Raw genomic sequence first — 26,711 nt, forward strand, 5'->3', positions numbered from 1 at the left:
CCGCGACCACGCCCCCGCCGGCGGCCAGCAGCACGGTCCGGCGCCGGCGCCCGGGCGGCGCGTGGTCCAAGGGCCCCGCCACGACCGGCACCCCGGCCGGCTCGAGCTCATCGACGCCACCGGGTACGGCACCGAGCCGGACGGACTCGTCGGTGGCACCGAGCCGGACGGTCTCGTCGGTGGCGGCGGGATGGTGCACGGTCTCGTCGGTGGCGGCCGAATGGCCCACCGTCTCGTGGGTGGCACCGAGCCGGACGGTCTCGTCGGTGGCGGCGGGATGGTGCACGGTCTCGTGGGTGGCGGCCGAATGGCCCACCGTCTCGTCGGTGTCGGCCGGATGGCGTACGGTCCCGTCCACGGCGGCACCCATTTGTACCGTCTCGTCTGCGGAAGCCGCGCGCCACGCGCTCTCGTACCCGGCGGGCGCGAGCGGCACTGTCTCGTCCGGCGCCGCGGCTCTCGTCGTAGCGCCTTTCGTCGTAGCGCCTTTCGTCGTGGCGCCTCTCCTTGTAGCGCCCCTCGCCGTCGTGCCCCCCGCCGTCCTACCTCCCGCCGCTGTGTCCTGCGCGGCCGTCTCCGCCGGAGCCGGGGAGGTCTCCAACTCCACGTACGGCCGGATCCGCAGCGGATCGAAGTCCTCCGCCGCTGCCGCCTCCGCCGTACGCGTGTCCCGGAGCGCCTCGGACGCCCGTCGGGTGCATCCGCACGACGGCGTGCCGTCCGGCAGTCGTGGCGCCGCGCACTCCGGGCAGGCCTGTCCGTTCGATCCGCTCACCCGTGGGCCCCCTCCCGCCGAATTCCAGAGATTATGCAGATCTCCCTCACACAATCTGCCAGGAGCCCCCCGGAATCCCCGCTTCCCATCAGGACTCAACAGGCCATAACGGGTCACACCGACCACGATGGGAGTGCAGGATGGACGAGAACCCCAGGGCCGCGCGGACCGTGCCGCCCGCGCTCCGGGTTCACGGAGGTCGTACGACCGGGAGGCCTTCACATGAGCGGCGACGCACAGGGCAGGGCGGGCGAGGCGGCACGGGCCGCGGACAGGGAGTCGCCCGGCATCGGCGGCCCGCTTGCCGGGCGGCACGCTCTCCCGCCGGAGGGCGTGCACGGTGGCGTCATCGTCTCCATCGGCGCGCTGCTGCTCGGCCTGCTGCTCGCCGCCCTCGACCAGACCATCGTCTCGACGGCGCTGCCCACCATCGTCAGCGACCTCGGCGGTCTGGAACACCTGTCGTGGGTGGTGACCGCCTATCTGCTCGCCTCCACCGCGGCGACCCCCCTGTGGGGCAAGCTGGGTGACCAGTACGGCCGCAAGAGGCTGTTCCAGACCGCCATCGTGATCTTCCTGGTCGGCTCCGCCCTGTGCGGCATGGCGCAGAACATGCCGCAGCTCATCGCCTTCCGCGCCGTCCAGGGTCTCGGCGGCGGCGGACTCATCGTGTTGTCGATGGCGATCGTCGGCGACATCGTCCCGCCCCGGGAACGCGGGCGTTACCAGGGGCTGTTCGGTGCCGTGTTCGGCGCGACGAGTGTGCTGGGGCCGCTGCTGGGCGGGCTTTTCACCCAGCACCTCAGCTGGCGCTGGGTGTTCTACGTCAACCTGCCCGTCGGTGTCGTCGCCCTGGCCGTGATCGCGACGGCCCTGCGCATCCCGCGGAAGGCCGAACGGCATGTCATCGACTACCTCGGCACCCTCCTCATCGCCTCCGTCGCCACCTGTCTGGTCCTTCTCGCCTCACTCGGCGGCACGACCTGGAGCTGGGGGTCGCCCCAGACCGTCGGCCTCGCGGTCGTCGGCGCCGCGCTGGTCGTGGTCTTCGTGCTCGTCGAACGCCGGGCGGCCGAACCGGTCCTGCCGCTGAAGCTCTTCCGCGTCCGCACCTTCACGCTCTCCGCCGTCATCAGCTTCATCGTGGGCTTCGCGATGTTCGGCGCGATGACCTACCTGCCGACATTCCTGCAGATCGTCCACGGCATCACACCCACCATGTCCGGCGTGCACATGCTGCCGATGGTGGTCGGCATGCTGCTGGCGTCCACCACCTCGGGACAGATCGTCAGCCGCACCGGCCGATGGAAGGTGTTCCCGATCGCGGGCACCGGCGTCACCACGATCGGCCTGCTCCTGCTCCACCGGCTCGACGAGCACAGCAGCACGGCCGAGATGAGCTGGTACTTCTTCGTCTTCGGCCTGGGCCTCGGCCTGGTCATGCAGGTCCTGGTGCTGATCGTGCAGAACGCCGTCGGCTACGAGGACCTCGGCGTCGCCACCTCCGGCGCCACCTTCTTCCGCTCCATCGGAGCCTCGTTCGGTGTGTCCGTCTTCGGCGCGATCTTTGCGAGCCGTCTCGGCCACAACCTCACCGTGGCTCTTGCAAGCCGTCCGCTGCCGGCGGGCGTCAGCCCGGGCGTACTGAAGGCCGATCCGCGTGGCGTGGCGGCCCTCCCGCCCGCCGTACGGCCTGCCGTCCTGCACGCGTTCGCCTCCTCGATCACCGACGTCTTCCTGTACGCCGCCCCGGTCGCCCTCTTCGGCTTCGTGCTGGCGTGGTTCCTGCGCGAGGACCGGCTGCGCGGTTCGGTGACGGCGCCGGACGTGACCGAGACGCTGGCCAGCAACCCGGTGGAGCGTTCGTCGTACGACGAGGTCTGCCGGGCGCTGTCCGTGCTCGGCTCCCGGGAAGGGCGGCGCGAGATCTACGACAAGATCACCAGACGGGCCGGGTACGACCTGCTGCCCGGGGCGAGCTGGCTGCTGCTGCGGGTCAGGAAGTACGGCTGGGCCGAGCCGGCCGTGCTCGCCGAGCGCAGCACGGTCCCGCTCAACGTCATCCTCGCCGCCGGGAGGCAGTTGGAGGAGCGGCGCCTGGCCGTGCGCGAGGGGCTCGACCTCGTCCTCACCGAGCAGGGCCGCGAGGTCGCCGACCGTCTCGCCGATGCCCGCGAGGAGTCGCTCGCCGAACTGCTCGGCGACTGGTGGGGCCCGGACCGTCCCACCGATCTGGCCAAGCTGGTCCAGGAACTGAACCGGGAGCTCTGCGGCTCGGACGCGGAACGCCCGCACGACGGGCCGAGGACGCGTCCGGCGTGAGTCCTCCTAGGCCAGTTGCTTGCTGAACCAGTGCTCCGCGTACGGCTGGTCGTTGTGCGGCGGGGTCTCCGCGTAACCGAGGCGGGCGTACAGGGCGCGGGCCTCCACCAGGTCGTGGCGGGTGTCGAGGACCATCCGACGGGCACCGAGCGAGCGGGCCGCGTCCTCGGCGGCGGCCAACAGGAGCGGGGCGCCGCCCCGGCCGCGCAGTTCCTTGCGCAGGAACACCCGCTTGAGCTCGGCCGTCGCCGGATCCGTCAGCCGCACGCCGGCGGTCCCGGCCGGCTCGCCCTCGTAACGGGCCACCAGGAGCACCCCGTCGGGCGGCGCCAGACAGTCGCCGGTGTCGGCGGCGATCTCGCGCTCCAGTTCGTCCGGGTCGGTCGAGCGCCCCTCGTGGACGTCGTACCAGCGGTCGCTGACCTCCGTGTAGTACGCCCGCCACAACGCGGCGGCGACGGGCGAGTCATGGTTCTCCGGGGCCACGGTCCAGGTCATGAGGACATTCTCCGGAGGGGGCGGCCAGGTCGCGCAACCGAATATGGGTGAGACACCGTGAGCCGCGGGTTGTCGTTCCTGCCTGGTCCGGGCGGGCATCGGCGTGCCCCTGAGGCGGACTCAGCAGACTGGTCGCATGAATCGCACCGACCGGCTGTACGCCCTGGTCGAGGAGTTGCGCGCCGCCGCTCCCCGACCCCGCAGCGCGCGCACGCTCGCCCGCCGCTTCGAGGTCAGCGTCCGTACGATCGAGCGGGACCTCGGCGCGCTCCAGCAGGCCGGGGTACCGGTCCATGCCGAACCCGGCCGGAGCGGCGGCTACGCGCTCGACCCGTCGCGGACCCTGCCACCGCTGACCGTCACCCCGGCGGAGGCGACCGCGCTCGCCGTGGCGCTGCGGGCGCTGGAGGGCACGCCGTTCGCGGCCGACGCCCGCAGCGCGCTGCACAAGGTGCTCGCGGTGATGCCGCGGCGCGAGCGCGCGGCGGCGGCCGAGCTGGCCGGGCGCGTTCGGCTGCTCGTACCGCTGTCACGGCCGGTGCCCGCCGAGCCGGTCGTTCCCGGGCCGCTGCGCGAGGCGCTCTCGGCGGAGCGGGTACTGCGGCTGGAGTACGCCGACGCGTCGGGCGCCGTCACCGGCCGTGACGTCGAACCGCTCGTCTTTCTCGGCGGGAACGCACACTGGTACCTGGTCGCCTGGTGCCGGCTGCGCGCGGGCGTGCGCGGCTTCCGGCTGGACCGCATCCGCGCGGTGGAGGCACTCGCAGAGCGGGTCCCGCGCCGTCCCGTCGACCTGTCCGAACTCGACCGGCTCGGCTCCGACGTGGTGCCTCTGAGCGAGCTGGGAATGTGACCCCAATCACCGACAGGGGGATGTCGCGCACGTGTCCGAGGCTGGGGCCCGTTCCGATGGACCGACGGGCCCGCACCCGGCCCGAAACGCACGAAAGGCGGCAGCCATGTCTCAGACCACGACCGGCACCCCCCTCACCCCCGCGGCCGGTATCGCTCTCTTCGACCGCTGGACGGCCCTGTGGAACGGGGACTTCAGCGACCCCGAGCGCTTCCTGGCCCCCGGCTTCCGCATCCGCTTCGGCAACAGTCCCGACCGCGCCGAGGAGACCGACACGATCCACGGCCCGCAGGGCATCGTCGAGTACGTCGCGTCTTTCCGCGTCGCCCGGCCCCGCCTGCGGTACGCCGTGGACGGCACTCCCCTCGTCGACACCGAGCGGGGCATTGTCGTCTCGCGCTGGTACGTGTCGGGGGAGGACGTCGCCGGTGATGTGACCGAGAAGAGCGGCATCGATCAGTTCGAGGTGGTCGACGGGCGGATCGCGACCGTCTGGTCGGTGACCGGGCTGCGCCGGTTCGCGCCGTGACGCCCGCCCGGTGAGGTGGCTTCCGGCCGTCCCGGCTCGTTTGGGGACGGCCGTCCGGGCAACCCGGGCGGAAGACGGCCCGCGGGGCCGAGAGACCGGAAGGCATCCATGTCCACAGGCGTGATCATCGCTTTGATCGTGATCGTGATCCTGGCGGCCGTTGTCGCGGGTGCGGCCGCCCTGAACCCACGTACCCGGGGCACACTCGGCGCAGGCCTGAGGCGCCGCTTCGGGCCCGAGTACGAGCGGACCGTGGCCCGGCACGACGGCGACACCAAGGCCGCCGAACGTGAACTCACCGAGCGGCTGAACCAGTACGGCTCGCTGCGCGAGCGGTCACTGGAGGCGTCCGAGCGCGAACGGTACGCGACGCGCTGGGCAGCCGCGCAGGAGCACTTCGTCGACTCCCCCAGGGAGGCCGTAGCCGAGGCGGACCGGCTGCTTGCCGAACTGGCGGGCGCGCGGGGCTTCCCCGACGGGGGCCGCTACGAGGACCAGCTCGACGCGCTGTCCGTGCACCACGCCCGGCACGTCCACGGCTACCGCCGACTGCACGGGGCCGCCCACGCCCCGGCCGCCGACGGCGCGGCCGGGAGCCGCACGGAGACGGAGGAGATGCGGGAGGCCCTGCTGGAGGCCCGCGCCCTCTTCGAGGACCTGGTGGCACCCCCGCGCGGGCAGGCGGCCGACTCCACGGAGGGGACGGCCCGGCACGTGCCCGCGCGTGCCGACGGGCGCTCCCGTCTCCCGTGGACCTTCCACAGGCAGCATGCGAAGGGGAGTTGAGGGCGATGACCGATGTGACACCGGGTGGCGGCGTCGGGCGTTCGGAGCAGGCCGGCCGGCGGCCCGACGACGAGATCGAGAGCCGGGAGGAGGAGGCCGCGCTGCGGGCCGGGGAGACCGAGCGACGGCAGGCGGCCGGGCTGCGGCCCGGCGAGGTCGAGCAGCGTGAGGCACGCGCGGCGCGGCCCGGCGGGGAGGAGCCCCCGGGGACCACGGGGGCGCGGCTCGAAGGCGGCGAGCGGCGGGGGGCGGCCGGGGCGCGGCCCGAGGGCGTCCCGCGGGAGGGCCGCCTGCTGCCGCGGGACGAGTCGGACAAGTTCTCGCTGAGGCTGCAGCACGCCGTGGGCGGGTTCGTGGACAGCCCCCAGGAGGCCGTCGAGGAAGCCGACCACGTGGTGGAAGAGGTGGCCTCGCGGCTCGCGGAGGCCGTGGCCTCACGGCGGCGGACTCTGAAGGCCTCCTGGCAGGAGACCGGCGACAGCGGCGACACCGAACAGCTTCGGCTCGCCCTGCGCGACTACCGCGCGACGGCCGAGCGGCTGCTCAGTCTGTGACGCGACGGCCGAGCGGCTGCTCAGTAGGAGCTGAAGGAACGGGCGCACCTGCGCGCCCCGCGTCCCTCCTAAAACGTTGCCTGATACGGCACTAGATCTGTGAGCGGCGGCCGTGGGCGGGGCCGCGTCCCGGACCATGTCCCCGGGGCGCGGCCCCGCCCGGCGTGATGCTCAGCCCGCGTCGTGGAGCCCGGCCCGGCGCTCGTGCCACTCCCGGACGATCTCCTCGACGTCGTACGGCTTGAGGCCCAGCGGCGGTCCCGGCGGCGGCTTGAGCATCATGTCGCGGATCTTCACGTTGAGGTCCTCGACCAGCCGCCGGACCACCCGCTCGGACGGCGCGACCGCGGCCGCCGCCAGGGTGTCCTCGGCCTCCTTGCGCAGGGCCAGCGTCGGCGGCAGGACCGAGAACCCCTCGCGGGCCATCTTGCGCTTGATCCACCACAGTTCGTCGTACGTCGTCTCGGTGACGGCCGGTGCCGGCCGGCCCACACCGGGGAGATCGGCGAACTCGCCGCGCGCCTGGGCGTCGCGGATCTGTTTGTCGACATACGACTCGAAGCTGACACCGGGTGGCTTGCGCTCGGTCATGGGTTCATTGTGCCGGACGCCCCCCGACGAGGCGATCGGGCGAATTATCATTCCGCCGGTACGCCAACCGGGCTCGGCCGTAGGAGCCTTGAACCACCGCATCCAGGAGGAGCGCACGTGCTCGAACTCACCATGGCCTCGGTCTCCGGGGCGGATGCCGGGTCGACGGCCGGCATGCTGATGGCCGACGCGCCCAGCGCCCCGGGGACCGTGCTGCGGGTGGGCCGGGACGCGTCCGTGTGCAGGCTGGCGACCCCGGAGGACTGGCTGTTCGTCTCGCGGGTCCACCTGGAGTTCCTCTGCGGCCCCGACGGCGGCTGGCAGGTGACCTGGCTGCGCGGCTCCCACGCCGAGCCCTCCTCCGAGGTGCTGCTCACCCTCGCCGGGCAGCCGCTCCAGCCCCTGCCCTACGGCGGCACGGTCAGGCTCCCGCGAGGCGGCGCGGGAGAGCTCGTCATCCAGGACCGCACCGCCCCGCGCAGCGTCAACGTGGGCTTCTACCACGAGGCCTGAGCGGCCCCGCGGCGGTCAGTCCGTCACCCGTGCCAGCGCGAACCCGTCGTACCCCTTCGTGCCCACCGTCTGCACCGCCGTCCCGCTCAGCCTGGGATGCGATGCCATCAGTTCGAGTGCGGCACGGGTGCCCCGCACGCCCGGGTCCTCGCTGCCCGCATCGGTGACCTGGCCGCCGCGCACCACGTTGTCGAGGATGATCAGGCCGCCGGGGCGGGTCAGCTTCACGGCCCACTCGACATAGTGCGGGTTGTTGACCTTGTCAGCGTCGATGAAGACCAGGTCGAACGGCTCCTGCTGCTCCTCGGCCAGCTTCGGCAGCGACTCCAGCGCCGGGCCGACGCGCACTTCGGTGATGCGGCTCAGGCCCGCCCGGTCGAGGTTGCGGCGGGCGACCTCCGCGTGCGTGGCCTCGTACTCCAGGGTGATCAGCCGGCCGTCCGCGGGCAGGGCGCGCCCCAGCCAGATCGTGCTGTAGCCGCCGAGTGTGCCGATCTCCAGGATGCGGCGCGCGCCCTGGATCCGGGCCAGGAGCTGGAGCAGCTTGCCCTGGTTCGGTGCCACGTTGATGGGCGGCAGCCCGGCCGCCTCGCTGTCCCGCAGGGTCGCGGCGAGCACCTCGTCGGGGGGCGCGAGAAGCGTGGTGAAGTAGGCGTCGACGTCGTCCCAGAGCTCTTGCGCTGTGCTCATGCACGGTGCCTTTCGTCTGTCCGATCAGATCCGATGAGACGGGTATCGAGACGGGTAGGGGTGAGACGAGCAAGGTGATTAGATGACCTAACTAGACTCGCTAAAGAATATAGCCCGGGCAGGGTGCAGTGTGAGCGGAATTCAGCCGATCGGGGGGAGGGGCCCGACCCGAAGAGGGCCGGGAGCGCCGCCGGCATCGCCGCCGTGAATCAGACGAGCAGCAGACCGAGGGCGCCCATGCCGAGCGGGCCGCGAGCAGGCTGCCCCGGCGGATCAGCGGCACGGCCGGAACCGACAGGAACGGCAAGCCCGCACAGGCCGCCGCGATCACCGGGCGGCGGCCGATCCGGTCGCTCAGCGCGCCCGCGAACGGCTGCACGATCATCATCAGCGCCATCACGCCGAGCACCACCAGCAGTCCGTGGGTCTCGTCGCACTTCAGCTCGCCGGCCGGACGGCTCGGCATGTACGACAGCAGCAGGTAGTCGGTGACGTTGAAGACGAGCACCGGGCCCGTGCACAGCAGCAGCGCCTTCCACTGGCCGGTGACCGTCTGCACCTAAATGCTGTCTGTGCGGGCGGGACGGGCCGCTGAGGTGCGGCGGCGGACTGGCGCATATGTGAACCCATCTCGCGCAACGGCGATGGAACCGCCCGGCCCGCGCACTATCGTCGTGCGGACAAAAGCCGGACGTACCTCAGGTGAAGAGGGGGTTGCCTGCGTCTCACAGCGGGGGTGCCGCAAAACCTCATAGGGTTCGGACAGGCGTGTACGCGCGGGGCGCAATGGATGCACGGGACGCACGCACGGCACGAACGGGGCGAACGGGGCGGGAGGGCCGACGGGGCGTGGCGAACGTGGAGCACGGCGGGCAGATGAGCGGTGCCCTGGGGGCGGGGGCCGCTGGGACGAGAACGGCACGGCTGGCGGCGATCCGGCTCGGGATGTGGCTGGTCGCGGCCGTCCTGGCGGTCCGGCAGGTCGCCGTCGTCCTGCTCACCCCCAGAGCCGACCGCCTCACGGACCTGGAGACCTGGGTCGGTCCCAACGGTGTGCTGCACGTCAAGGGCTCGCTGTACGACTCGACCCGGTTCACCGGTACCCCGTTAGGGGGGCTCGTCCTCAAACCGCTCACCCGGGCGGCCGAACAGTCCCTCGGCTGGGCCTGGACCTTCGGGTCGCTTGTGCTGGTCGTCGCGCTCGGTCTGGTCGCCGCGCGGTCCCTGCCGCAGCCGGTGAGCCGGCGCACCTCGCTGCTCGCCGCGCCCGTGGCGATCAGCCTGCTGATGCTGTCGCTGCCGGTGCGCAACGCCCTCCACCTCGGTCAGACCAGCATCATCCCGGTGCTGCTCGTCCTGCTCGGCTGCTTCTCGGTGCGCGGCGAACGCTCGAGCGGTGTGCTGATCGGAATCGGGGCGGCCCTGCAACCGACCGTCCTGCTGTTCGTGCCGCTGCTGTGGCTCACCGGCCGGCGCCGGGCCGCCGTGTCCACCGCCGTCACCTTCGCCGTGTGCACTGCGCTCGCCTGGGCCGCGATGCCGCACGACTCCTACACCTACTGGGTGCACCACCTGGCGGGTGTCGGCCTGGGCGGCAAGGCGTACGACCACGGCAACCAGTCGCTGCACGGCGCGCTCCTGCGGCTGGGGCTCACCGGCCCGCTGGAGATCGGCCTGTTCCTGGTGCTCGGCGCGGCCGTCGCCGCCCTCGGCCTGCGCCGAGCGGTGCACTACGCGCGCGACGGCCAGCTGCTGCTCGCGGTCGCGGTCACCGGATGCGTGGCGGTCGCCGTGTCGCCGACGACCTGGCAGCACCAGCTGCTGTGGGTGCTGCTCGCGGTCGTCGGCCGGGTCGGCACACGGGCCGCCGACCGGTATGTGTGGCCGTTCGTGGTGGTCCTGGTGATGACGCTGCCGGCGACGGTCCTGATCCCCAACGTGGCGGCGATACGGCCGCTGCGGGACAACGTCATCCTGCTGGCGGCCCTGGCCGCAGCGTGCGCCGTACCGTTCCTGGACCGGGAGTCGCCCTCCTACCGCGCGCCGCGGCCCGCCGTGCAGGCCACGCCGGTGCCCTCCCGGCTCTCCCGGGTGCCGCTGCTCCCGTTCTGGCGCCGGGTGCTCAGCCGCCCCAACCTGCTGTTCGAACTGCTGCTGATGCGGGTCTGCTACGCCGCCTACTCCTCGGTGCGCGTGGCCGCGACGGGCAGCCGTACCACCGCGGAGGCGCACGGCCGCCAGATCCACTCCCTGGAGCAGGCGCTGTCCATCGACGTCGAGAGCTGGGTCAACCACACGGCGGTGCGGATGCCGTGGCTGGAGCACTTCCTCGGCTTCTACTACCTGTCGTTCCACTTTGTGGTGCCGCTGACGATCCTCGGCGTGCTGTACGCCCGGCGGCCGGTGGACTACCGGTGGGCGCGCACCTCGCTCGGCCTCGCCACGCTCCTCGGCCTGCTCGGCTTCTGGCTGTACCCGCTCGCCCCGCCCAGGCTCATGCCGGGTCTCGGCTTCATCGACACCGTGCACGGGGTCCAGGACCTCGCGAAGCCGGACTACGGTGCGATGACCTCGGTCACCAACCAGTACGCCGCGATGCCGTCCCTGCACTTCGGCTGGTCCCTGTGGTGCGGCATCGTGATCGCCGTACTGGCGCCCCGCTGGTGGATGAAGGCACTGGGCATGCTCCATCCGCTCCTGACCGTGTCCGCGATCGTGGCGACCGCCAACCACTGGGTGCTCGACGCGGTCGGCGGCGCGCTCGTGGTGGGCTCGGGCTTCGCGCTCACCCATCTGCTCGCCGGGCCGCGGGCCGTCGTGGCGGCGGTCCCGGACGCCGAGCGGTCGGGGAGCGTCAGCAGTGCTCCTGCCGCGGCAGTCGGTACGACGAGCTGAGGCGGTAGGTGCCGCCGGCGGGCACGGTGAGCCGCGTCCACTCGCCCACCCGGCCCAGACAGCCGCCGTCCGTGCGCAGCCAGGGGGAGTAGACGACGCGCACGGTCACCGAGCCCCGCCGGGGGACGCGTACGACCGTCTCGGCACCGTCCGACGACACCACGGACGCACCCCCGGACACCAGGGGCGTGGCGCGCGTGACGCGGTAGACGCTCCAGTGGGCGTCCTGCCACACCGGCTGCAGCCAGTCCGGCCGGTGGTCGCGCACCAGCCGCGCCTCGTCCTCGGCGGGCCCGTCCGGCCTGCCCAGCGGCAGGACGACGAAGCCGACCGCCCAGTGGTCCAGCCAGCCGCGGTAGGTGGCAGCCGAGAACGTGCCGTCGTAGAAGAGGCGGCCGCGCTCCACGTCGAGTTGGCGGTTCCAGCCGCGGGCCATGTTCACGTACGGGGCGAGCGCGGTGGCCTCGCGGTGGTCGCGGGCCGGGACGACCTCGACGCGCGTGCGGTCGGCGCCGAGCCCTTCCAGGGCGCGTACCACGCCGTCGGTGTCCGCCGCCCAGGCCGGCACGGCGGTGGAGACCCGAAGGTCGTCGACGGTCTTGCGGCCCACCCAGACGACCGAGAAGACCAGCGCGGCGATCAACAGGGTGCGCCTGAGCACCTGGAGCCGGGGCGCGGTGAGCAGCACCGCGAGCAGCGCGGCCGGCGCGAACAGCTCCGCGAACCGCTCGACGTTCGTCCCGACCGGCGAGGGCAGCAGATACGCGAGGACCGTCGCGGCCGCGTAGACGACTCCGCTCCACCGGGCGACCCGCCAGCCGGGCGGGGCAAGCACGGTCACGGCCAGCCCCAGCAGCACCGGCTGCCAGATGCGGTCCGACGGCATCAACTGCTCGCCATGGAACGGGAACAGCAGCGTGGTGACGGCGACCACCACGAACGGCGGCACCAGCAGCACGAGGGCACGCCCCCAGTCCCGTACGAGCAGGAAGCCGGCGCCCACCATGGCCAGGAACAGCCCGGCCACCGGGCTCGCCATGGTGGCGAGCGCCGCGCACGCCGCCGCCGGCACCGGCCGCCACTGCCGGGTCAGCAGCACACAGCCCGCCAGAGCGAACGCGACCCCCAGCGCGAACGTGGTGCGGCCCGACGCCACGTCGCACCACAGGGCCCCCGACGCGAGCAGCGCCGGGCCGACCGGCCGTCGCACCCCGGCGCGCACGATCAGCACCGCGGCCAGCCAGGACGCGGTCAGTCCGGAGGCCACGGTGACCGTGCGCACGCCGAGCACGGCCATCAGGTACGGGGAGATCACGCTGTAGTTGGCGGGGTGCATCCCGCCGTACCAGAAGAGGTTGTACGCCGACGCCCCGTGCCGGGCCGCGAACTGCGCCCACGCCTCCTGGGCCGCGAGGTCCCCGCCTCCGGTGGCCAGGAACAGCCACCACACCGCGTACAGCGGCAGGGTGGGGAGCGTGGCCAGGAGCGGGACCCGATGGCGGTCGCGGAAGGCCCGCAGGGGACGGCTCGGGGAAACGGCCGTGTCCTTCGGCCGGACGAGGGCGGGCTCGGCTGGGACCACGGGTTCGCATTCCGTTCGACGTCTTCTGCGGAGCGGCACGACTGTGCCCTTCCGAAGACGCGGAAGTGAAGAGGGGCGTTCACCCGTTGGCGGGGCGCGTGGGAGGCAGGGGCGGGGCGTAGGGGGATGCCCCTGCCTCCCGCGGGACGGGCCGGCGGCGCCGGGATGCCGACGGCCCGCGCCTGTCACCTCGCGCTGACGCGGAGTTCCTTCACGCCGTTGATCCAGGCGGAGCGCAGGCGGCGCGGGTCCTCGGCCGGCCTCAGGTCCGGCATGGCGTCGGCGAGTGCGTTGAAGATGAGGTCGATCTCCAGCACGGCAAGGGACTTTCCGAGGCAGTAGTGCGGGCCGCCGCCGCCGAAGCCCAGGTGCGGGTTGGGGTCGCGGGTGATGTCGAAGACGTCCGGGGCGTCGAAGACCTCGGGGTCGTGGTTGGCGGAGGAGTAGAAGAGGCCGACCCGGTCGCCCTTCCTGATCTGCTTTCCGCCCAGTTCGGTGTCCTGGGTGGCCGTGCGCTGGAAGGAGACCACCGGGGTCGCCCAGCGGACGATCTCCTCCGCAGCGGTCGCCGGGCGCTCCCGCTTGTAGAGGTCCCACTGGCCGGGGTGGGTGAGGAAGGCGTGCATGCCGTGCGTGATGGCGTTGCGGGTCGTCTCGTTGCCTGCGACGGACAGCATCAGGACGAAGAACCCGAACTCGTCGGAGGCCAGGTTGCCCTCGTCCTCCGCGGCCACCAGCGTGGTCACGATGTCCCGGGCCGGGCACTGCTTGCGGTCGGCGGCCATGTTCATCGCGTACGCGATGAGTTCGGTGGCCGCCTCGGCGCCGATCTCCTCGGTGATCGCGTACTCCGGGTCGTCGTACGCGATCATCTTGTTGGACCAGTCGAAGATCTTGGCCCGGTCGTCCTGCGGTACGCCGATCAGCTCGGCGATGGCCTGCAGGGGCAGTTCGCAGGCGACCTGGGTGACGAAGTCGAAGGGGCCCGGGTGCGCGCGGGCGCCCTCGACTATGGCGTGCGCGCGGGCGCGCAGCCGGTCCTCGAGGGCACGGATGGCGCGTGGTGTGAAGCCGCGCTGGACGATCTGCCGGACCCGGGTGTGCTCGGGCGGGTCCATGTTGAGCATGATCAGCCGCTGGGCGTCAATGGCGTCCCGCTCGATGTGCTCGTTGAAGCGGATGATCGCGGTGTTGAGGGAGGACGAGAAGAGCTCCGGGTGCGTGGAGACATACCTGACGTCCGCGTGCCGGGTGACGGCCCAGTATCCCTCGTCACGGAAACCGGCCACGTTGCCCGGCTGCGGTATCCAGCGCACCGGTTCGATCCGGCGCAGCTCGGCGAACTCCGGGAGGGGAACGCGGTGGTGCAGCAGATCGGGATCGGTGAAGTCGAACCCGTCGGGCAGCGCTGGACAGGGCATGGACGACTCCCAGCAGTCTGACGGACCATCAGGAACTGCCGTGAAGGTAGTAACGGGTTCTACAAGTGGCAAGGGGTGCGGAGTCCCCAATTGCGTGCGGGATTCGTGCAGATCACCACTTCTTGGGCTGCAAGAGACTTGCGGGCCCGGACGCGCTGTCAGCAAACTGCAAGCAGAACTAGAACGCGTACTAGTTCAGCGTGGCGGGTGGGCCGGGACGCCCGCGCCGCGCGGGTGACCGAGGAGAGGACGAACCCCCCATGGCCGCGGAACCCGTGATCGTCGAAGCCGTACGCACGCCCATCGGCAAGCGCGGTGGCGCGCTCGCCCATCTGCATCCCGCCTATCTCCTGGGCGAAACCTACCGTGAGGTCCTCGGGCGCACCGGCATTCATGCCGACTGTGTGGAACAGATCGTCGGCGGCACGGTGACGCACGCGGGCGAACAGTCCATGAACCCGGCCCGCACCGCCTGGCTGGCCATGGGTCTGCCGTACGAGACCGCGGCGACGACCGTCGACTGCCAGTGCGGCTCCTCGCAGCAGGCCTCGCACATGGTCGCCAACATGGTCGCGGCGGGCGTCATCGACATCGGGATCAGCTGTGGAGTCGAGGCCATGTCGCGCGTACCGCTCGGCTCGGGGTCCAGGCACGGGCCGGGCAAGCCCTTCCCGGACGAGTGGAACGTCGACCTTCCCAATCAGTTCGAGGCGGCGGAGAGGATCGCCCGGCACCGGGGACTCACCCGCGAGAACGTGGACTCGCTCGGGCTGATCTCGCAGGAGCGGGCCGCGGTCGCGTGGTCGGAGGAGCGCTTCAAGCGCGAGACGTTCGCCGTCCAGGTGCCGACCACCGAGGAGGAACAGCGGGCGGGCCAGGGCATGTGGCGGCTCGTCGACCGGGACGAGGGGCTCCGCGACACCTCGATGGAGGTGCTGGCGACGCTGAAGCCGATCATGCCGACGGCCGTGCACACGGCGGGCAACTCCTCGCAGATCTCGGACGGTGCGGCGGCCATCATGTGGGCGTCGAAGCGCATGGCGCGCGCACTGAAGCTGAGGCCGCGCGCGCGGATCGTGGCCCAGGCGCTGGTGGGATCGGACCCGCACTTCCACCTCGACGGCCCGATCGACGCGACGAAGGCCGTGCTGGGGAAGGCCGGGATGTCCCTGAAGGACATCGACCTGGTCGAGATCAACGAGGCGTTCGCGTCGGTGGTGCTGAGCTGGGCGCAGGTCTTCGAGCAGGACCTGGAGAAGGTCAACGTCAACGGTGGCGCGATCGCGCTGGGGCATCCGGTGGGGGCGACGGGGGCCCGGCTGATCACCACTGCGCTCCATGAACTGGAGCGCAGCGACAAGGAGTTCGCGCTGATCACGATGTGCGCGGGTGGCGGACTGGCCACCGGGACGATCATTCAGCGGCTGTAGAGGTCCAGGAGACGAACGTGGTGAACGCGGCGGGGTCGAAGGCGAGGACGGGCCCCGCCGGGTTCTTGGAGTCGCGTACGGCTACGGTGGCGCACGGGGCGCGTCGTCCACTCGTTCCTGCGCGAGTCGGAGATGGCGGACCTGGCCGACGCGGCGGAGCTGGGCGTGAGCGAGCTGATCGCCAACGTCGTACGCCATGTCCCGGACCGGCGTTGCACCGTGCTGGTGCTGCGGCAGGCGACGGGGGTCCGTGTGGAGGTGGCCGACGGGTTCGCCGGGCTCACGTCGGTGCCGTTGGAGTTGCCTCAGGACGCGGAGAGCGGCCGTGGGCTCACTCTGCTGGATGCGGTGGCCGACAAATGGGGTGTGGAGCCCGGGGTTGCGGGTGGCAAGACTGTCTGGTTCGAATGCCGGGTCGTGTGACGGCTCGCGCGGGGTTCACTCCCGCTCGGACACCGTCACCGCCAGCGTCGCCGTCGTCAGTGAAGCGATCAGCAGCGGGATGGCCAGGCCCCGGTGGATCACCAGCCAGCCGCCGAGCGCCGCGCCCGCCAGCAGGGCGAGCGCGGAGGCCGCGCGGCGCGGTGACCGCTTGCCCGAGCCGCCTGCGGCCCGGGAGTCGGAGGCCAGGCCGGTGAGGGTCGTGGTGAGGACGGTCGTCGTGGTCAGATCGGGCACGGCCAGCTTCCGTACCGTCGCGTTGCGCACGCCCATCGCGAAGGCCGTGAGTGCGATCAGTGCGTAGACCGTGCCGGTGGTGCCCGGGGTGGTGTGCGCCACCGCCGAGGCCGTGCCCAGCAGTACGGCCTCCACCGCGAGCGTCATCCGGGCCCACGCGCGCCGTGAGTCGCCGCCGTACCGTCTCCCGGCGCGCCCGCCCACCACCGCCCCCAGCAGGAACGATCCCAGCGACACGAGCGAGTACGGCGCGGAGAAGCCCGGGGCTGAGGCGGCGGCGAAGCCGAGCACAGCCACGTTGCCGGTCATGTTCGCGGTGAAGACGTGTCCGAGGCCCAGGTAGCTCACCGCGTCGATGAGCCCGCTGACCACGGTCATCACCAGGAGCACCGGCACCAGACGCAGTCCGCGCGCCTCGGGGCCGTGCTCCTCGGCGGCGGTCGTCTCCCTCGTCATGGGGCCTCCGGTGGCGGAACGGGCGCGGTGCCCTCAAGTCCACCACGGCCGGGGGCCGTCGACCGGTACGGAGGACCCGCCACCGGCGAGCCGTACCCGGCCGAGTGCGGATACGCCGAAGGCGGCGACCCCGGATTCGGGGTCGCCGCCTGCGCAGTCGCGTGAGACCGGCTGGATCAGTACCAGTGGTGGGTGGACCAGAAGTTCCACGCCGCGGCGGGGCTGCCGTAGCGGGAGTTCATGTAGTCCAGGCCCCACTTGATCTGGGTGGCCGGGTTGGTCTTCCAGTCGGAGCCGGCGGACGCCATCTTCGAGCCCGGCAGCGCCTGGACCAGGCCGTAGGCACCGGAGGAGGCGTTGGTGGCGCTGGGGTTCCAGCCGCTCTCGTGGGAGACGATCTTGTTGAACGCTTCGAACTGCGTGGCGTCAGGAATCATCTTGTGCGCGATCGCCTGTGCGTTGGTGGCCGAAGCGGGGACGGCGGCCTGAGCGGGCGCCGAGGTGAGCAGCATGCCGGTCGCGGCGGCGGCCACGGCGGCAGTGGCGACGGCCTTCTTCGGGGAAGCGATGCGGCGGATGAAAGAGACGGACACAGAGAAACCTTTTCGTTGGGGGCATGGGTGTCGCTGCATGCCGGAACCACGTGGGAGTGGAGGGGGCGTGCGTCGGCGCCGCGGCCCGTGTGGGCTCGTCGGCGCCCGGCGACGTCATCCAGAGAAGCAGCTGGGCGACTCGTCCGCAATGACCCTTTTTACTAGTTGTGGTCGCATCCGTCGCGAAGGTCCCCTGTGTGACCTGGGTCTCAATGTGCAGGTCAGGGGCAAGATTGACGAGTGCATGCCTTCCCGTGGAACTACGGTCGCGTGTCGTAGGTGACGGTGGTCACGTGGGACTCGTCACGGTTTGTGTAACGGACCGTCGATGGGTGACCCACGGACAGGTGCCGGACGGTGTGACCTGCGCCGCACGCGCGGGAGTTGGAATGTGACGGGCGCCGCACGGAGGAGGGCGGCGCAGTCACCGGCGTCGCGCCCTACGGCCCTTCGAAGGTGACCGGGCTCTCGAAGGCCGCCCGCCGGGTCGCCCGGCGCAGTGCCCTGAGCACGGCCGGGCCCAGGACGAAGGTCAGCACGACCGTGACGACGGCGCGGCCCAGGTCCCAGCCGAGGGAGGTGGCCATGCAGTACGCCAGGAAGCGGGTGAGGTTGGCGGCGAGCCCGGCGTGCGGGTCGAAGGCGATGCCCGAGGCGAGGGCACTCATGAAGGGCCAGCCCGCCAGGTTCATCACCGTGCCGTACGCGAACGAGGCCAGGAAGCCGTACCCGGCGAGCACCGCCGCCTCGCCCCGCCCCCGCAGCCGGTCCGGTCCCGGCAGCAGTCCCGCACCCAGCGCGAACCACCCCATGGCCAGCATCTGGAACGGCAGCCAGGGACCGACCCCGCCCGTCAGCAGCGCGGAAGCGAACATCGTCACGGCGCCGAGCACGAAGCCGAACCCCGGCCCGAGCACCCGCCCGCTCAGCACCAGCAGGAAGAACATCGGCTCGATACCGGCGGTCCCGGCGCCCATCGGCCGCAGGGCGGCGCCGGTCGCGGCGAGCACGCCGAGCATGGCCACCGCCTTGGGGCCGAGCCCGGACTCGGAGATCGTCGCCGTCACGACGGCGACGAGCAGGACGAGCAGCCCGGCGAACAGCCAGGGGGCGTCCTGGGCGTGCGCGCCGAGCTGTGAGCCGGGATCGGCGAACAGGGGCCAGGCGAAGCCCGCGGCACCGACCGCGCTCACGAGGGCGAGGGCGGCGAGGGAGCGGGGCCCGAGGCGGACGGGACGGGCCTGGGAGACCGTGACCGGTCGCGGCCGGGAGGGCGCGGGTGTTCCTGCGTCATGTGGAGTCATGACGACAACGCCTCCCGGACCTGGGTGACCGTGAGCCACCGCTGAGGGGCCAGGACCTTCGTCACCTGGGGCGCGAACGACGGGGAGGCGACCACGACCTCGGCGGTGGGGCCGTCGGCCACGACCTCGCCGTCCGCGAGGATCACCACACGATGGGCGAGTTCGGCGGCCAGCTCCACGTCATGGGTGGCGAGGACGATGGCGTGCCCGTCGGCGGCGAGCCCGCGCAGTACGGCGAGCAGACGGGCCTTCGCCGCGTAGTCGAGACCGCGCGTCGGCTCGTCCAGGAGCAGCAGCGGGGGCCTGGCCGTGAGCACGACGGCGAGGGCGAGCGCCAGCCGCTGTCCCTCCGACAGATCCCTGGGGTGGGTGTCGTCCGCGACGTCCGGCAGCAGTTCGGACACCAGGGCCCGGCAGCTGCCGAGGGCGGCGCCCGCGTCCCGGTCGGCTGCCGTGCACTCGGTGGCCACCGTGTCGGCGTACAGCAGGTCCCGTGGCTCCTGGGGCACGAGGCCCACGCGACGCACCAGCTCGCGCGGGGCGGTGCGATGCGGCACCGCGCCGCCGACCCGCACGGATCCACGGGCCGGTTCGACCAGCCCGACGAGCGCGGAGAGCAGGGTGGACTTCCCGGCACCGTTGCGTCCCATGAGGGCGACGGTCTCTCCCGGGGTGACGGTGAGGTCCACATGCCGCAGGGCCTCGATACCGCCACGACGCACGTCGAGGGACGTGACCACCGCCGTGGGCCGGGACGGTGGGGCGCCCGGGACGGTACGCCGGCGCAGGAAGCGGCGCGGGGCGGGGACGGCGGGGCGGGTGGCCGCCCCGCCGGGAGGAGGAGCATCCCCGCGGAGAGCGGAATCCGGGGGAGGGGGAGCATCCCTTTGGAGAGCGGAATCCGGTATGCGAGCGGCGTTCGCGAGCCGGTCGCGCAGGGGTGCCGCGCGGCGGCGGGCGTCGCGGATCGTCAGAGGGAGCGGCGACCAGCCGGTCAACCGGCCCAGGGCCACCACCGGCGGGTACACCGGGGAGACGGCCATCACCTCCGCGGGGGTGCCCAGGACCGGGCGGGCGCCGGCGGCCGGGAGAAGGGCGACCAGGTCGGCGTACTGGACGACCCGCTCCAGCCGGTGCTCGGCCAGCAGGACCGTCGTGCCGAGGTCGTGGACGAGCCGCTGCAGGACGGCGAGGACCTCCTCGGCCGCCGCCGGGTCCAGCGCGGACGTCGGCTCGTCGAGGACGAGGACCTTCGGGTGCGGGGTGAGCACGGAGCCGATCGCGACGCGCTGCTGCTGCCCGCCGGAGAGCGTGGCGATGGGCCGGTCCCGCAGAGCGGCGAGCCCGAGCAGGTCCAGGGTCTCCTCGACCCGTCGCCGCATGATCTGCGGGGCGAGTCCCAACGACTCCATGCCGTAGGCGAGTTCGTCCTCGACGGTGTCCGTCACGAAGTGGGACAGCGGATCCTGCCCGACCGTGCCCACCACGTCGGCGAGCTCGCGCGGCTTGTGCGTACGGGTGTCGCGTCCGGCCACGGTGACACGGCCGCGCAGGGTGCCGCCCGTGAAGTGCGGGACGAGTCCGCTCACCGCCCCGAGCACCGTCGACTTCCCGGACCCCGACGGGCCGACGAGCAGCACCAGTTCGCCCTCCGGTACCTCGAAGTCGACGCCCTGCACGGCGGGTTCGGCCGCCCCGTCGTACGTCACGGAGACGTTCTCGAAGCGGATCACGCGGGCTCCTCGGGGGTGGGAGTGACGAACGCGGGCAGCAGACCGAGCAGCAGGGCCGCGGCGGGGAGCAGCGGGAGCGTCGGGGCGGTCAGCGGTACGACGCCGGGGCGCAGCGCGGCGGGATCACCGGCGGCGGCCAGCAGCGCCGCCGCCGCGATCCCGGAACCGGCGACCAGCCACGCCCGTGCGCCCCATGCGTCCGGCCGGTAGCGGGTGCGCGGCGAGCGGCGGCCGCCGAGCAGGAGCCCGGCGAGCGCGGCTGCCAGGCCGGCGAGCAGGACGGGCAGACCGTAGACGGCCCCTTCCGCGGTCAGCAGTCCGTACGTTCCCGCGCACACGCCGAGCAGACCGCCCAGCGTGAGGGCGGTGGTGGTGCGGCGGACGGCGGGCGGGACATCGGCGGTGCGGCCGAAGCCGCGCGCGTCCATCGCCGCGGCGAGCGCGACCGAGCGCTCCAACGCGCCCTCCAGGACCGGAAGTCCGACCTGGAGCAGACCGCGCAGGCCCCGGTCGGGCCGGCCACGCAGCCGGCGCGCGGCACGCAGACGCCGGACGTCGGCGATGAGGTGCGGGGCGAAGGTGAGCGCCACGACGACCGCGACACCCGCCTCGTACAGGGCGCCCGGGAGGGATTTGAGGAGCCGGGCGGGGTTCGCGAGGGCGTTCGCGGCGCCTACGCAGATCAGGAGCGTGGCCAGCTTCAGACCGTCGTAGAGGGCGAAGACGAGGCCCTCGGCGGTGACCCGGCCTCCGAGGCGGATGCCCTGGGCCCAGTGCGGGAGGGGCACCTCGGGGAGGGTGAGAACGGTGTGGGTGCCGGGGACGGGCGAGCCGAGGACCACGGCGAACAGGAGACGGACGGCGAGGACGGCGAGGCCGAGCCGTACGAAGGCGGAGTAGGAGCGGGACCAGGGGGCGCAGGTACGGCGGGCCGCGACGACGTAGGCGGACACGGCGATGAGGAGGGCGAGCAGGATGGGGTTGGTGGTCCGGGTGGCGGCGGTGGCCAGGCCCAGGGCCCACAGCCACCACGCGCCCGGGTGCACGGCGGGCCGGCCTCGGCGGGGTGCCATGGTCAGCCCCTGCGGCGGCGTGCCTGCCATATCGCCGCCGCGCCGAGCGCGGCCACGGCGGCGGCGCCCGCCAGCACGCCCACCGACGGGCCGTGGTGCGGCCTGCTCCGCGCCGGCGCCGGCTTGCCCGGCGCCGTCACCTGCTCCCCGCACCCCTTCTCCGGATACCCCGCGATCGCGCACAGCAGGGCGTTCATGTCGTACCGGAGGGGCTTGGCCACGGCCGCCAGGGCGTCCGCCGTGGTCGCGTCCCCGGGCACGCGGGCGCAGGCGGTGCGCGGTGCCGGAGGGGTCTCGCCGGAGGGGGCGTCCGCCGTCGTACCGAAGTCGAGGACCAGCGCCACCCGCTTCTCACCGCTTTGCGCGGGCGTCCTCGCGCAGATCGCGGCGAAGTCCGCCGTGCCGCGCGGCTTCATGGCGTCCTTCGAGTCCGCGCTCACGGCGAACCGGAAGCCCTGGACGTCCCCGTCGGCCGGGCGCGCCGTCGACGGGCCCTGCGTGGCATACGTCCACGCGTTGCCGTTGCGCTCCCAGAAGGACCAGTACCGGTAGCCGACGGCGTGCGCCTGGCCGGCGCCGAAGACAACGAGCAGGGCCAGGAGCAGGGCGGTCGAGGTGCGGCGTATCACGGCTGCCGCTTCTTGCTGCGGCCGGACAGCAGGAAGCCGATGCCGACGCCGGCGACGAGCCCGACGCCGATGACCCACCAGAAGCCGGTGCTGGAACTCGAGTCGGTCTTCCTGCCGGTTTCGTCGCTGTGCCCGGTCGCCTGCGCCGCCTGCGGTGCAGGGCCCGTGGCGCCCAGCTCGGTGACCAGGTCCGCCCCGCCGAAGTCGTGCGGGTCGGCGCCCAGCGCGTGCGCGGCGAGGATCAGCTGCGCGTACGCGGCCGGGCCGCTCGTCTTCGCCCACTGCGCGGAGTTCTTCTCGAGCCAGGCGTACGTCTTCCTCGCGGACTCCGTCGAGCCCTGCGTGGCGAGCGCGACGACCGCGTCCGCCGTGTTGCCGTAGTCGGGCCCCGGCTTGGCACCGGGGAGCGCCGACGTCAGGTGATCGTCCTTGGCCAGGGCCTTGACCAGGAAGGCGGCCCCGTTGCGCGCGGCCTGCTCGGGGCTCTCGGCGGTCTGGCACGAGGCAGCGGTGCCCGACGGCTTCGCGGCCCGACCGGCGAGCCCCTGGCCGAGTGCGCCGACCACGGCGGCGGCCGTGGCGTCCGCGTTCGCCGCCAGCCCGCCCTTCTTGTCCGGCTGATAGGCGAACGCGCCGCCGCCGTCCTGGTCGCACGGGATCGACAGCTTCAGCAGCGCCTCGAAGGGCGACTTGCCGCCCTTGGACCTGACCTCCCCCGGCTTTTCGCCGACTGCGGCCAGTGCTCCCACCACAACGGACGTGGAGTTGGCGTCGCTCGCGCCGCCCGGGGTGTAGCTCCAGCCGCCGTCCGCGTTCTGCACGGACTTCAGCCAGGCCACGGCCTTTTCGGCCTGGGCGTGCCCGCCGAGCGCGGCCAGCGCCTGGACGGCGGCCGCAGTGCTGTTCGTGTCGACGGGTGTCTTCGCGTCGCACTTCGCCGTCGGGTTCGCGCGGTAGGGGGCGAAGGCGCCGTCGGCGCACTGCTGCCCGGCGAGCCAGTCCACGGCCTCCACGGCCGGCCTCACACCGACGGTGTGCTGGGCGAACAGCGCGAACGACTGGCGCCAGACGCCGTCGTAGGTGGGGTCCGTGGTGCCGTACAGGCCGGAGGGGAGCGACGGCGGGGCGGACGGGGAGGGGCTCCCGGCCACTGCGGCCGGGGCAGCGGCCGCGCCGATCACGGCTATGGCGGCCAGTACCGCTGCGCTGCGGCGAACGATCATGATCGGCGGATGCCTCTCCCTGTGGGGGACCGGGGCGCACGGGCGCTCGGAGGCAGCCGGGCGGCTCCGGCCCCGTGACCTCGACGGTGCCTGCCGTCGGCGGACTGCCGACGGCATGAGCCGGTCATGTCCCGTGCGAGGCAGTCCGGCTCACCGCCTTGGGCAGACGGATCACGGATCGGGGCCTCCCGTGCTCGAGCGAAGTCGAGGGCTTGGGGAAGGGCCAGCGCCGGATTTGCGCGGCTTCCCACCGTACGGGTGATGACGACCCGCACACTCTACCGGCCCGTACGGACACACCCGGGAGCCGCCTGCGACCTCGGGCCCCGCGGCCTCACCCGCCGCACGGCCCGCCGTCACCCAGGCGCGCGGTCGGGCCGCCGAAGGGAAGGAAGAGGGTCCGGGAGGCGAGCAGCCAGGCGCCGTCCACCTTGCGGAAGGTGTCCTCGTAGTTGCCCACTTGCGTCGGGGGGCCCGCCGGGACCATGCCGCCCGCGTAGCCGTCGACCCGATGGGTCGCGAAGTACGACGTGGCGGTGGCCGTCGTCGGGGAGGCCGCCGTGACGAGGACGTTCGTCATCAGGCGGCGCGAGAGCCTGTCCGCGGGGCGCGAGGCGAAGTACGTCCGCAGGGCGTCCCGGCCCTCGATCCGCCGCCCGCCCTCCGGCTATTCCCAGATGCCGTCCTCGGTGAACAGCTCGGCCACGGTGGGTGGTTCGCCGAGGTCGAGGCGGTGGGCGAAGCCGAGGACGAGGCGCTCGCAGGCGCGTTCGGCGAGGAGTTGCTCCCAGGGGTCCATGGCACGGTGGTAGCACTGGCAGCCGTACGGACACGACCGGATTACGCCGTCACGCCGTCACACCGCCACGTACGCCACCGGATCGCTTCCCGTCACCGCCTCCGCCCGGCCCAGTTTCACCAGTCGGCGCAGATGGGCCTCGGCCTCCGCGACCGCGATGTGCCGTGACCCGTACGAGATCTGCTCCCAGGGCCGGTTCCACTCCATGCGCTCCGCGAGTTGCCAGGGGGTGAGCGGGGTGGTCAGCAGGGACCGGAGCCCGGCCAGCCGGTCCTCGTGGTGCGCCAGCAACTCCCGTACGCGGCCCGGGCAATCGGTGAACGCGTGCTGGTGGGCCGGGAGCACCTCTGCGGGGGCGAGGCGGCCGACGCGCTCCAGGGAGTCCAGGTAGTCGCCCAGGGGATCGGTGACCTCCCCCAAGCTCTCAACTTCGTTCGAGCAGGGGGTCCCCTCACAGTCGTCCGGGTCCTCGTACAGGCCGATGTGCGGGGTGATCTCCGGGAGCAGGTGGTCGCCGGAGAACAGGCGGCCGTGGCCCGCGAGCCCCGCCGGATGCTCCTCCTCCAGGTGGAGGCAGACGTGGCCGGGTGTGTGCCCGGGGGTCCAGATCGCGCGCAGGCGGCGGCCGGGGACGTCGAGGAGTTCGCCGGGGACGATCTCGCGGTCCGGGAGCGCGGGGGAGAAGCCGGGCAGGGAGCGGGGGGTGCGCAGGGGCGCCAGGTGCTCCTCGGGTGCGCCCGCGGCCGCCAGCTTGACGGCCATGTAGGTGAACCACCGCTCGGCACGGGTCTCGCGGGTCCGTCGTACGACCGCGCCGTCCGCCGCGTGCATCGCGATCCACGCCCCGGAGGCCTCCCGCACCTTGCCGGAGAGGCCGTGGTGGTCGGGGTGGTGGTGGGTGATGACGACGCCGTGGATCTCGGCGGCCGAGGTGCCGCAGGCCGCCAGCCCCTCGGTGAGGGCGTCCCAGGAGTCCGGGTCGTCCCAGCCCGTGTCGACCAGCACCGGACCGCGGTCGGTGTCGACGACGTACACCAGCGTGTGACCGAGGGGATTGTCCGGGATGGGAACCCTGAGTGACCGTACGCCCCCGCCGTGATCGGCCGTCTGCGCCATGGGCTCCCCAATCGCCGTCCTCCGGCCCACTATAACTAGAACACGTTTCTACGGTGGCCCGGGTCGACCTTCCGTGCCGCGTCCGCGTCCCGGCCGTGTCCCTCCCGTGGACTCCGTCGGCCCGAGCTGGTATCAGTTGCGGTATCTGATGGACCGTCAGGGAAGGTGGGGGCCGTCGGAGACCGTCCCCCGGGGAGGCAGTCGGCCATGACCGAACTCGTGGAACACGGACAGCTGTTCATCGGCGGGGAGTTGACCGACCCCCTGGGCCAGGACGTCATCGAGGTGGTCTCGCCGCACACCGAGGAGGTCGTCGGGCGGGTGCCGCACGCCTCGCGGGAGGACGTCGACCGGGCCGTCGCCGTGGCGCGCCGCGCTTTCGACGAGGGGCCCTGGCCGCGGGCGACGCTCGACGAGCGGACCGAGGCCGCCACCCGGATCAAGGACGCGATCGCGCTGCGGCACGAAGAGATCGCCCGGGTGATCTCCTCCGAGAACGGCTCCCCGTATTCCTGGAGCGTCCTCGCGCAGGCCCTCGGCGCGATGATGGTGTGGGACGCGGCGATCACCGTCGCGCGAACCTTCACCTACGAGGAGCGGCGCGACGGCGTCCTCGGCAAGATCCTCGTGCGGCGCGAGCCCGTCGGGGTCGTGGCTGCCGTCGTGCCATGGAACGTGCCGCAGTTCGTGGCGGCCGCCAAGCTGGCGCCCGCGCTGCTCGCCGGCTGCACGGTCGTGCTCAAGCCGTCGCCCGAGTCGCCGCTGGACGCGTACATCCTCGGCGAGATCGCCCGTGAGGCCGGGCTGCCGGAGGGCGTGCTGTCGGTCCTGCCCGCGGACCGCGAGGTGAGCGAGTACCTGGTCGGGCACCCCGGCGTGGACAAGGTGTCCTTCACCGGCTCGGTCGCGGCCGGCAGGCGCGTGATGGAGGTCGCGGCCCGGAACCTGACGCGGGTGACCCTGGAGCTGGGCGGCAAGTCGGCGGCCCTGGTGCTGCCGGACGCGGACCTCGACCAGGCCGTGACGGGGATCGTCCCGGCCGCCTGGATGAACAACGGCCAGGCCTGTGTGGCCCAGACCCGCATCCTCGTGCCGCGCTCGCGCTACGACGAGTTCGCCGACGCCTTCGCCGCCGCGGCGAGCGCCCTCGTGGTCGGCGACCCGCTGGACCCGGCGACCCAGGTCGGCCCCCTGGTGGCCAGGCGCCAGCAGCAGCGCAACCTCGACTACATCCGAATCGGCCAGGAGGAGGGCGCCAAGATCCTCACCGGCGGCGGCCGTCCGCCGGGGCTCGGCCGCGGCTGGTACGTGGAGCCGACCCTCTTCGGGGACGTGGACAACTCGATGCGGATCGCCCGCGAGGAGATCTTCGGGCCGGTCATCTGCCTGCTCCCGTACGGCGACGAGAGCGAGGCCGTGAAGATCGCCAACGACTCCGAGTACGGGCTGAGCGGCAGCGTGTGGACGGCGGACGTCGAGCACGGCATCGAGATCGCCCGCCGGGTGCGCACCGGCACTTACTCCGTGAACACCTTCAGCCTCGACATGCTCGGCCCCTTCGGTGGCTACAAGAACTCGGGCCTCGGGCGGGAGTTCGGGCCCGAGGGGTACGGGGAGTTCCTGGAGCACAAGATGATCCACCTGCCGGCCGGGCACGGGGAGGCGTAG

Annotated in this window: 23 protein-coding genes and 4 pseudogenes; 10 read left to right on the forward strand and 17 right to left on the reverse strand. The window is 72.6% G+C overall.

The window, feature by feature from the left end; all coding sequences use genetic code 11:
- Positions 1-775 (reverse strand): annotated as a pseudogene (locus AAW14_RS17140) (hypothetical protein); the annotation flags it as partial.
- Positions 776-997: 222 nt separating this feature from the next.
- Here AAW14_RS17140 and AAW14_RS17145 point away from each other — a divergent pair.
- Positions 998-3,097, forward strand: a complete 2,100-nt coding sequence (locus tag AAW14_RS17145) for an MDR family MFS transporter (protein WP_265564722.1) — start codon at positions 998-1,000, stop codon at positions 3,095-3,097.
- 6 nt (positions 3,098-3,103) lie between these two features.
- Here the strand turns inward: AAW14_RS17145 and AAW14_RS17150 are convergent, their stop codons facing one another.
- On the reverse strand, positions 3,104-3,595 hold the full coding sequence (locus tag AAW14_RS17150) for a GNAT family N-acetyltransferase (protein WP_265564723.1): 492 nt from the start codon (positions 3,593-3,595) through the stop codon (positions 3,104-3,106).
- A gap of 136 nt (positions 3,596-3,731) precedes the next feature.
- Between AAW14_RS17150 and AAW14_RS17155 the strand changes: the two genes are divergently transcribed.
- The 4 genes from AAW14_RS17155 (at position 3,732) to AAW14_RS17170 (ending at position 6,317) form a co-directional block, all read left to right on the forward strand.
- Positions 3,732-4,448: a helix-turn-helix transcriptional regulator gene (locus AAW14_RS17155; protein WP_265564724.1), complete on the forward strand. Its 717-nt coding sequence runs from the start codon at positions 3,732-3,734 to the stop codon at positions 4,446-4,448.
- A 106-nt stretch (positions 4,449-4,554) separates the two neighbouring features.
- Positions 4,555-4,977, forward strand: a complete 423-nt coding sequence (locus tag AAW14_RS17160) for a nuclear transport factor 2 family protein (RefSeq protein WP_265564725.1) — start codon at positions 4,555-4,557, stop codon at positions 4,975-4,977.
- Between the two features lie 108 nt (positions 4,978-5,085).
- A complete protein-coding gene (locus tag AAW14_RS17165; protein WP_265564726.1) occupies positions 5,086-5,763 on the forward strand; it encodes a hypothetical protein in 678 nt (225 codons plus the stop codon).
- Between the two features lie 5 nt (positions 5,764-5,768).
- Positions 5,769-6,317, forward strand: coding sequence for a hypothetical protein (locus tag AAW14_RS17170; RefSeq protein WP_265564727.1), 549 nt, complete (start codon positions 5,769-5,771; stop codon positions 6,315-6,317).
- Between the two features lie 171 nt (positions 6,318-6,488).
- Here AAW14_RS17170 and AAW14_RS17175 read toward each other — a convergent pair whose 3' ends face one another.
- Positions 6,489-6,908 carry a DUF1992 domain-containing protein gene (locus AAW14_RS17175; protein WP_265564728.1) on the reverse strand — a complete coding sequence of 140 codons (420 nt, stop codon included), beginning with the start codon at positions 6,906-6,908 and terminating at the stop codon, positions 6,489-6,491.
- A 117-nt stretch (positions 6,909-7,025) separates the two neighbouring features.
- Here AAW14_RS17175 and AAW14_RS17180 point away from each other — a divergent pair, with 117 nt between their 5' ends.
- The gene (locus AAW14_RS17180; protein ID WP_265564729.1) at positions 7,026-7,421 is read left to right on the forward strand and encodes a hypothetical protein; all 396 of its coding nucleotides are present in this window, start codon (positions 7,026-7,028) and stop codon (positions 7,419-7,421) included.
- A 15-nt stretch (positions 7,422-7,436) separates the two neighbouring features.
- Here the strand turns inward: AAW14_RS17180 and AAW14_RS17185 are convergent, their stop codons facing one another.
- Both AAW14_RS17185 and AAW14_RS17190 read right to left on the reverse strand, forming a co-directional pair.
- Complete coding sequence (locus AAW14_RS17185) at positions 7,437-8,111, reverse strand: O-methyltransferase (RefSeq protein WP_265564730.1); 675 nt, start codon at positions 8,109-8,111, stop codon at positions 7,437-7,439.
- A gap of 212 nt (positions 8,112-8,323) precedes the next feature.
- Positions 8,324-8,667 (reverse strand): annotated as a pseudogene (locus AAW14_RS17190) (MFS transporter); the annotation flags it as partial.
- Between the two features lie 293 nt (positions 8,668-8,960).
- Between AAW14_RS17190 and AAW14_RS17195 the strand changes: the two are divergent.
- Positions 8,961-11,006 (forward strand): bifunctional glycosyltransferase 87/phosphatase PAP2 family protein, encoded by a 2,046-nt coding sequence (locus AAW14_RS17195; RefSeq protein ID WP_265564731.1) that lies wholly within the window; start codon positions 8,961-8,963, stop codon positions 11,004-11,006.
- Here the strand turns inward: AAW14_RS17195 and AAW14_RS17200 are convergent.
- Entirely contained in the window at positions 10,966-12,588 is a 1,623-nt protein-coding gene (locus tag AAW14_RS17200) for a hypothetical protein (protein ID WP_416223320.1), read from the reverse strand. The genes AAW14_RS17195 and AAW14_RS17200 overlap by 41 nt on opposite strands.
- 185 nt (positions 12,589-12,773) lie before the next feature.
- Positions 12,774-14,009 carry a cytochrome P450 gene (locus tag AAW14_RS17205; protein ID WP_265564732.1) on the reverse strand — a complete coding sequence of 412 codons (1,236 nt, stop codon included), beginning with the start codon at positions 14,007-14,009 and terminating at the stop codon, positions 12,774-12,776.
- Between the two features lie 260 nt (positions 14,010-14,269).
- On the opposite strand from AAW14_RS17205, the gene AAW14_RS17210 reads away from it, so the two are divergent.
- Positions 14,270-15,439, forward strand: a complete 1,170-nt coding sequence (locus AAW14_RS17210) for a steroid 3-ketoacyl-CoA thiolase (protein ID WP_265564733.1) — start codon at positions 14,270-14,272, stop codon at positions 15,437-15,439.
- On the opposite strand, the pseudogene AAW14_RS17215 reads toward AAW14_RS17210, so the two are convergent.
- Positions 15,423-15,494 (reverse strand): annotated as a pseudogene (locus AAW14_RS17215) (DUF397 domain-containing protein); the annotation flags it as partial. The gene AAW14_RS17210 and the pseudogene AAW14_RS17215 sit on opposite strands and share 17 nt — an antisense overlap.
- A 77-nt stretch (positions 15,495-15,571) precedes the next feature.
- On the opposite strand from AAW14_RS17215, the gene AAW14_RS17220 reads away from it, so the two are divergent.
- The gene (locus AAW14_RS17220) at positions 15,572-15,862 is read left to right on the forward strand and encodes an ATP-binding protein (protein ID WP_322741080.1); all 291 of its coding nucleotides are present in this window, start codon (positions 15,572-15,574) and stop codon (positions 15,860-15,862) included.
- Positions 15,863-15,877: 15 nt separating this feature from the next.
- Here the strand turns inward: AAW14_RS17220 and AAW14_RS17225 are convergent, their stop codons facing one another.
- The 9 genes and pseudogenes from AAW14_RS17225 to AAW14_RS17265 all read right to left on the reverse strand — a co-directional run bounded on the left by AAW14_RS17225 (position 15,878) and on the right by AAW14_RS17265 (position 25,043).
- A complete protein-coding gene (locus AAW14_RS17225) occupies positions 15,878-16,573 on the reverse strand; it encodes a YoaK family protein (protein ID WP_265564734.1) in 696 nt (231 codons plus the stop codon).
- Between the two features lie 176 nt (positions 16,574-16,749).
- Entirely contained in the window at positions 16,750-17,166 is a 417-nt protein-coding gene (locus AAW14_RS17230) for a transglycosylase SLT domain-containing protein (protein ID WP_265564735.1), read from the reverse strand.
- Between the two features lie 440 nt (positions 17,167-17,606).
- Positions 17,607-18,470 (reverse strand): ECF transporter S component, encoded by an 864-nt coding sequence (locus AAW14_RS17235; RefSeq protein WP_265564736.1) that lies wholly within the window; start codon positions 18,468-18,470, stop codon positions 17,607-17,609.
- Positions 18,467-20,203 carry an ABC transporter ATP-binding protein gene (locus AAW14_RS17240; RefSeq protein WP_265564737.1) on the reverse strand — a complete coding sequence of 579 codons (1,737 nt, stop codon included), beginning with the start codon at positions 20,201-20,203 and terminating at the stop codon, positions 18,467-18,469. Before AAW14_RS17240 ends, AAW14_RS17235 begins: the two co-directional genes overlap by 4 nt.
- Positions 20,200-21,306: an energy-coupling factor transporter transmembrane component T gene (locus tag AAW14_RS17245; RefSeq protein WP_416223321.1), complete on the reverse strand. Its 1,107-nt coding sequence runs from the start codon at positions 21,304-21,306 to the stop codon at positions 20,200-20,202. Before AAW14_RS17245 ends, AAW14_RS17240 begins: the two co-directional genes overlap by 4 nt.
- Positions 21,279-21,905, reverse strand: coding sequence for an SCO2322 family protein (locus AAW14_RS17250; protein WP_416223322.1), 627 nt, complete (start codon positions 21,903-21,905; stop codon positions 21,279-21,281). The genes AAW14_RS17245 and AAW14_RS17250 overlap by 28 nt, the downstream gene beginning before the upstream one ends.
- On the reverse strand, positions 21,902-23,128 hold the full coding sequence (locus AAW14_RS17255; protein ID WP_265564739.1) for a prenyltransferase/squalene oxidase repeat-containing protein: 1,227 nt from the start codon (positions 23,126-23,128) through the stop codon (positions 21,902-21,904). Before AAW14_RS17255 ends, AAW14_RS17250 begins: the two co-directional genes overlap by 4 nt.
- Positions 23,129-23,462: 334 nt before the next feature.
- Positions 23,463-23,927 (reverse strand): annotated as a pseudogene (locus AAW14_RS17260) (nuclear transport factor 2 family protein).
- 57 nt (positions 23,928-23,984) lie between these two features.
- Positions 23,985-25,043 (reverse strand): MBL fold metallo-hydrolase, encoded by a 1,059-nt coding sequence (locus tag AAW14_RS17265; RefSeq protein WP_265564740.1) that lies wholly within the window; start codon positions 25,041-25,043, stop codon positions 23,985-23,987.
- A 207-nt stretch (positions 25,044-25,250) separates the two neighbouring features.
- Here AAW14_RS17265 and AAW14_RS17270 point away from each other — a divergent pair, with 207 nt between their 5' ends.
- Complete coding sequence (locus AAW14_RS17270; RefSeq protein WP_265564741.1) at positions 25,251-26,711, forward strand: aldehyde dehydrogenase; 1,461 nt, start codon at positions 25,251-25,253, stop codon at positions 26,709-26,711.

The sequence above is a fragment of the Streptomyces hygroscopicus genome, assembly GCF_026168105.1.
Classification (GTDB): domain Bacteria; phylum Actinomycetota; class Actinomycetes; order Streptomycetales; family Streptomycetaceae; genus Streptomyces; species Streptomyces hygroscopicus_D.

Excerpts from the sequence above, each read along its gene's own strand:
- AAW14_RS17255 (WP_265564739.1), bottom strand. The coding sequence starts at position 23,128 with ATGATCGTTCGCCGCAGCGCAGCGGTACTGGCCGCCATAGCCGTGATC.
- AAW14_RS17185 (WP_265564730.1), bottom strand. The coding sequence starts at position 8,111 with ATGAGCACAGCGCAAGAGCTCTGGGACGACGTCGACGCCTACTTCACC.
- AAW14_RS17235 (WP_265564736.1), bottom strand. The coding sequence starts at position 18,470 with ATGACTCCACATGACGCAGGAACACCCGCGCCCTCCCGGCCGCGACCG.
- AAW14_RS17245 (WP_416223321.1), bottom strand. The coding sequence starts at position 21,306 with ATGGCAGGCACGCCGCCGCAGGGGCTGACCATGGCACCCCGCCGAGGC.
- AAW14_RS17225 (WP_265564734.1), bottom strand. The coding sequence starts at position 16,573 with ATGACGAGGGAGACGACCGCCGCCGAGGAGCACGGCCCCGAGGCGCGC.
- AAW14_RS17270 (WP_265564741.1), top strand. The coding sequence starts at position 25,251 with ATGACCGAACTCGTGGAACACGGACAGCTGTTCATCGGCGGGGAGTTG.
- AAW14_RS17170 (WP_265564727.1), top strand. The coding sequence starts at position 5,769 with ATGACCGATGTGACACCGGGTGGCGGCGTCGGGCGTTCGGAGCAGGCC.
- AAW14_RS17165 (WP_265564726.1), top strand. The coding sequence starts at position 5,086 with ATGTCCACAGGCGTGATCATCGCTTTGATCGTGATCGTGATCCTGGCG.
- AAW14_RS17160 (WP_265564725.1), top strand. The coding sequence starts at position 4,555 with ATGTCTCAGACCACGACCGGCACCCCCCTCACCCCCGCGGCCGGTATC.
- AAW14_RS17150 (WP_265564723.1), bottom strand. The coding sequence starts at position 3,595 with ATGACCTGGACCGTGGCCCCGGAGAACCATGACTCGCCCGTCGCCGCC.
- AAW14_RS17265 (WP_265564740.1), bottom strand. The coding sequence starts at position 25,043 with ATGGCGCAGACGGCCGATCACGGCGGGGGCGTACGGTCACTCAGGGTT.
- AAW14_RS17205 (WP_265564732.1), bottom strand. The coding sequence starts at position 14,009 with ATGCCCTGTCCAGCGCTGCCCGACGGGTTCGACTTCACCGATCCCGAT.
- AAW14_RS17155 (WP_265564724.1), top strand. The coding sequence starts at position 3,732 with ATGAATCGCACCGACCGGCTGTACGCCCTGGTCGAGGAGTTGCGCGCC.
- AAW14_RS17210 (WP_265564733.1), top strand. The coding sequence starts at position 14,270 with ATGGCCGCGGAACCCGTGATCGTCGAAGCCGTACGCACGCCCATCGGC.
- AAW14_RS17145 (WP_265564722.1), top strand. The coding sequence starts at position 998 with ATGAGCGGCGACGCACAGGGCAGGGCGGGCGAGGCGGCACGGGCCGCG.
- AAW14_RS17220 (WP_322741080.1), top strand. The coding sequence starts at position 15,572 with ATGGCGGACCTGGCCGACGCGGCGGAGCTGGGCGTGAGCGAGCTGATC.
- AAW14_RS17175 (WP_265564728.1), bottom strand. The coding sequence starts at position 6,908 with ATGACCGAGCGCAAGCCACCCGGTGTCAGCTTCGAGTCGTATGTCGAC.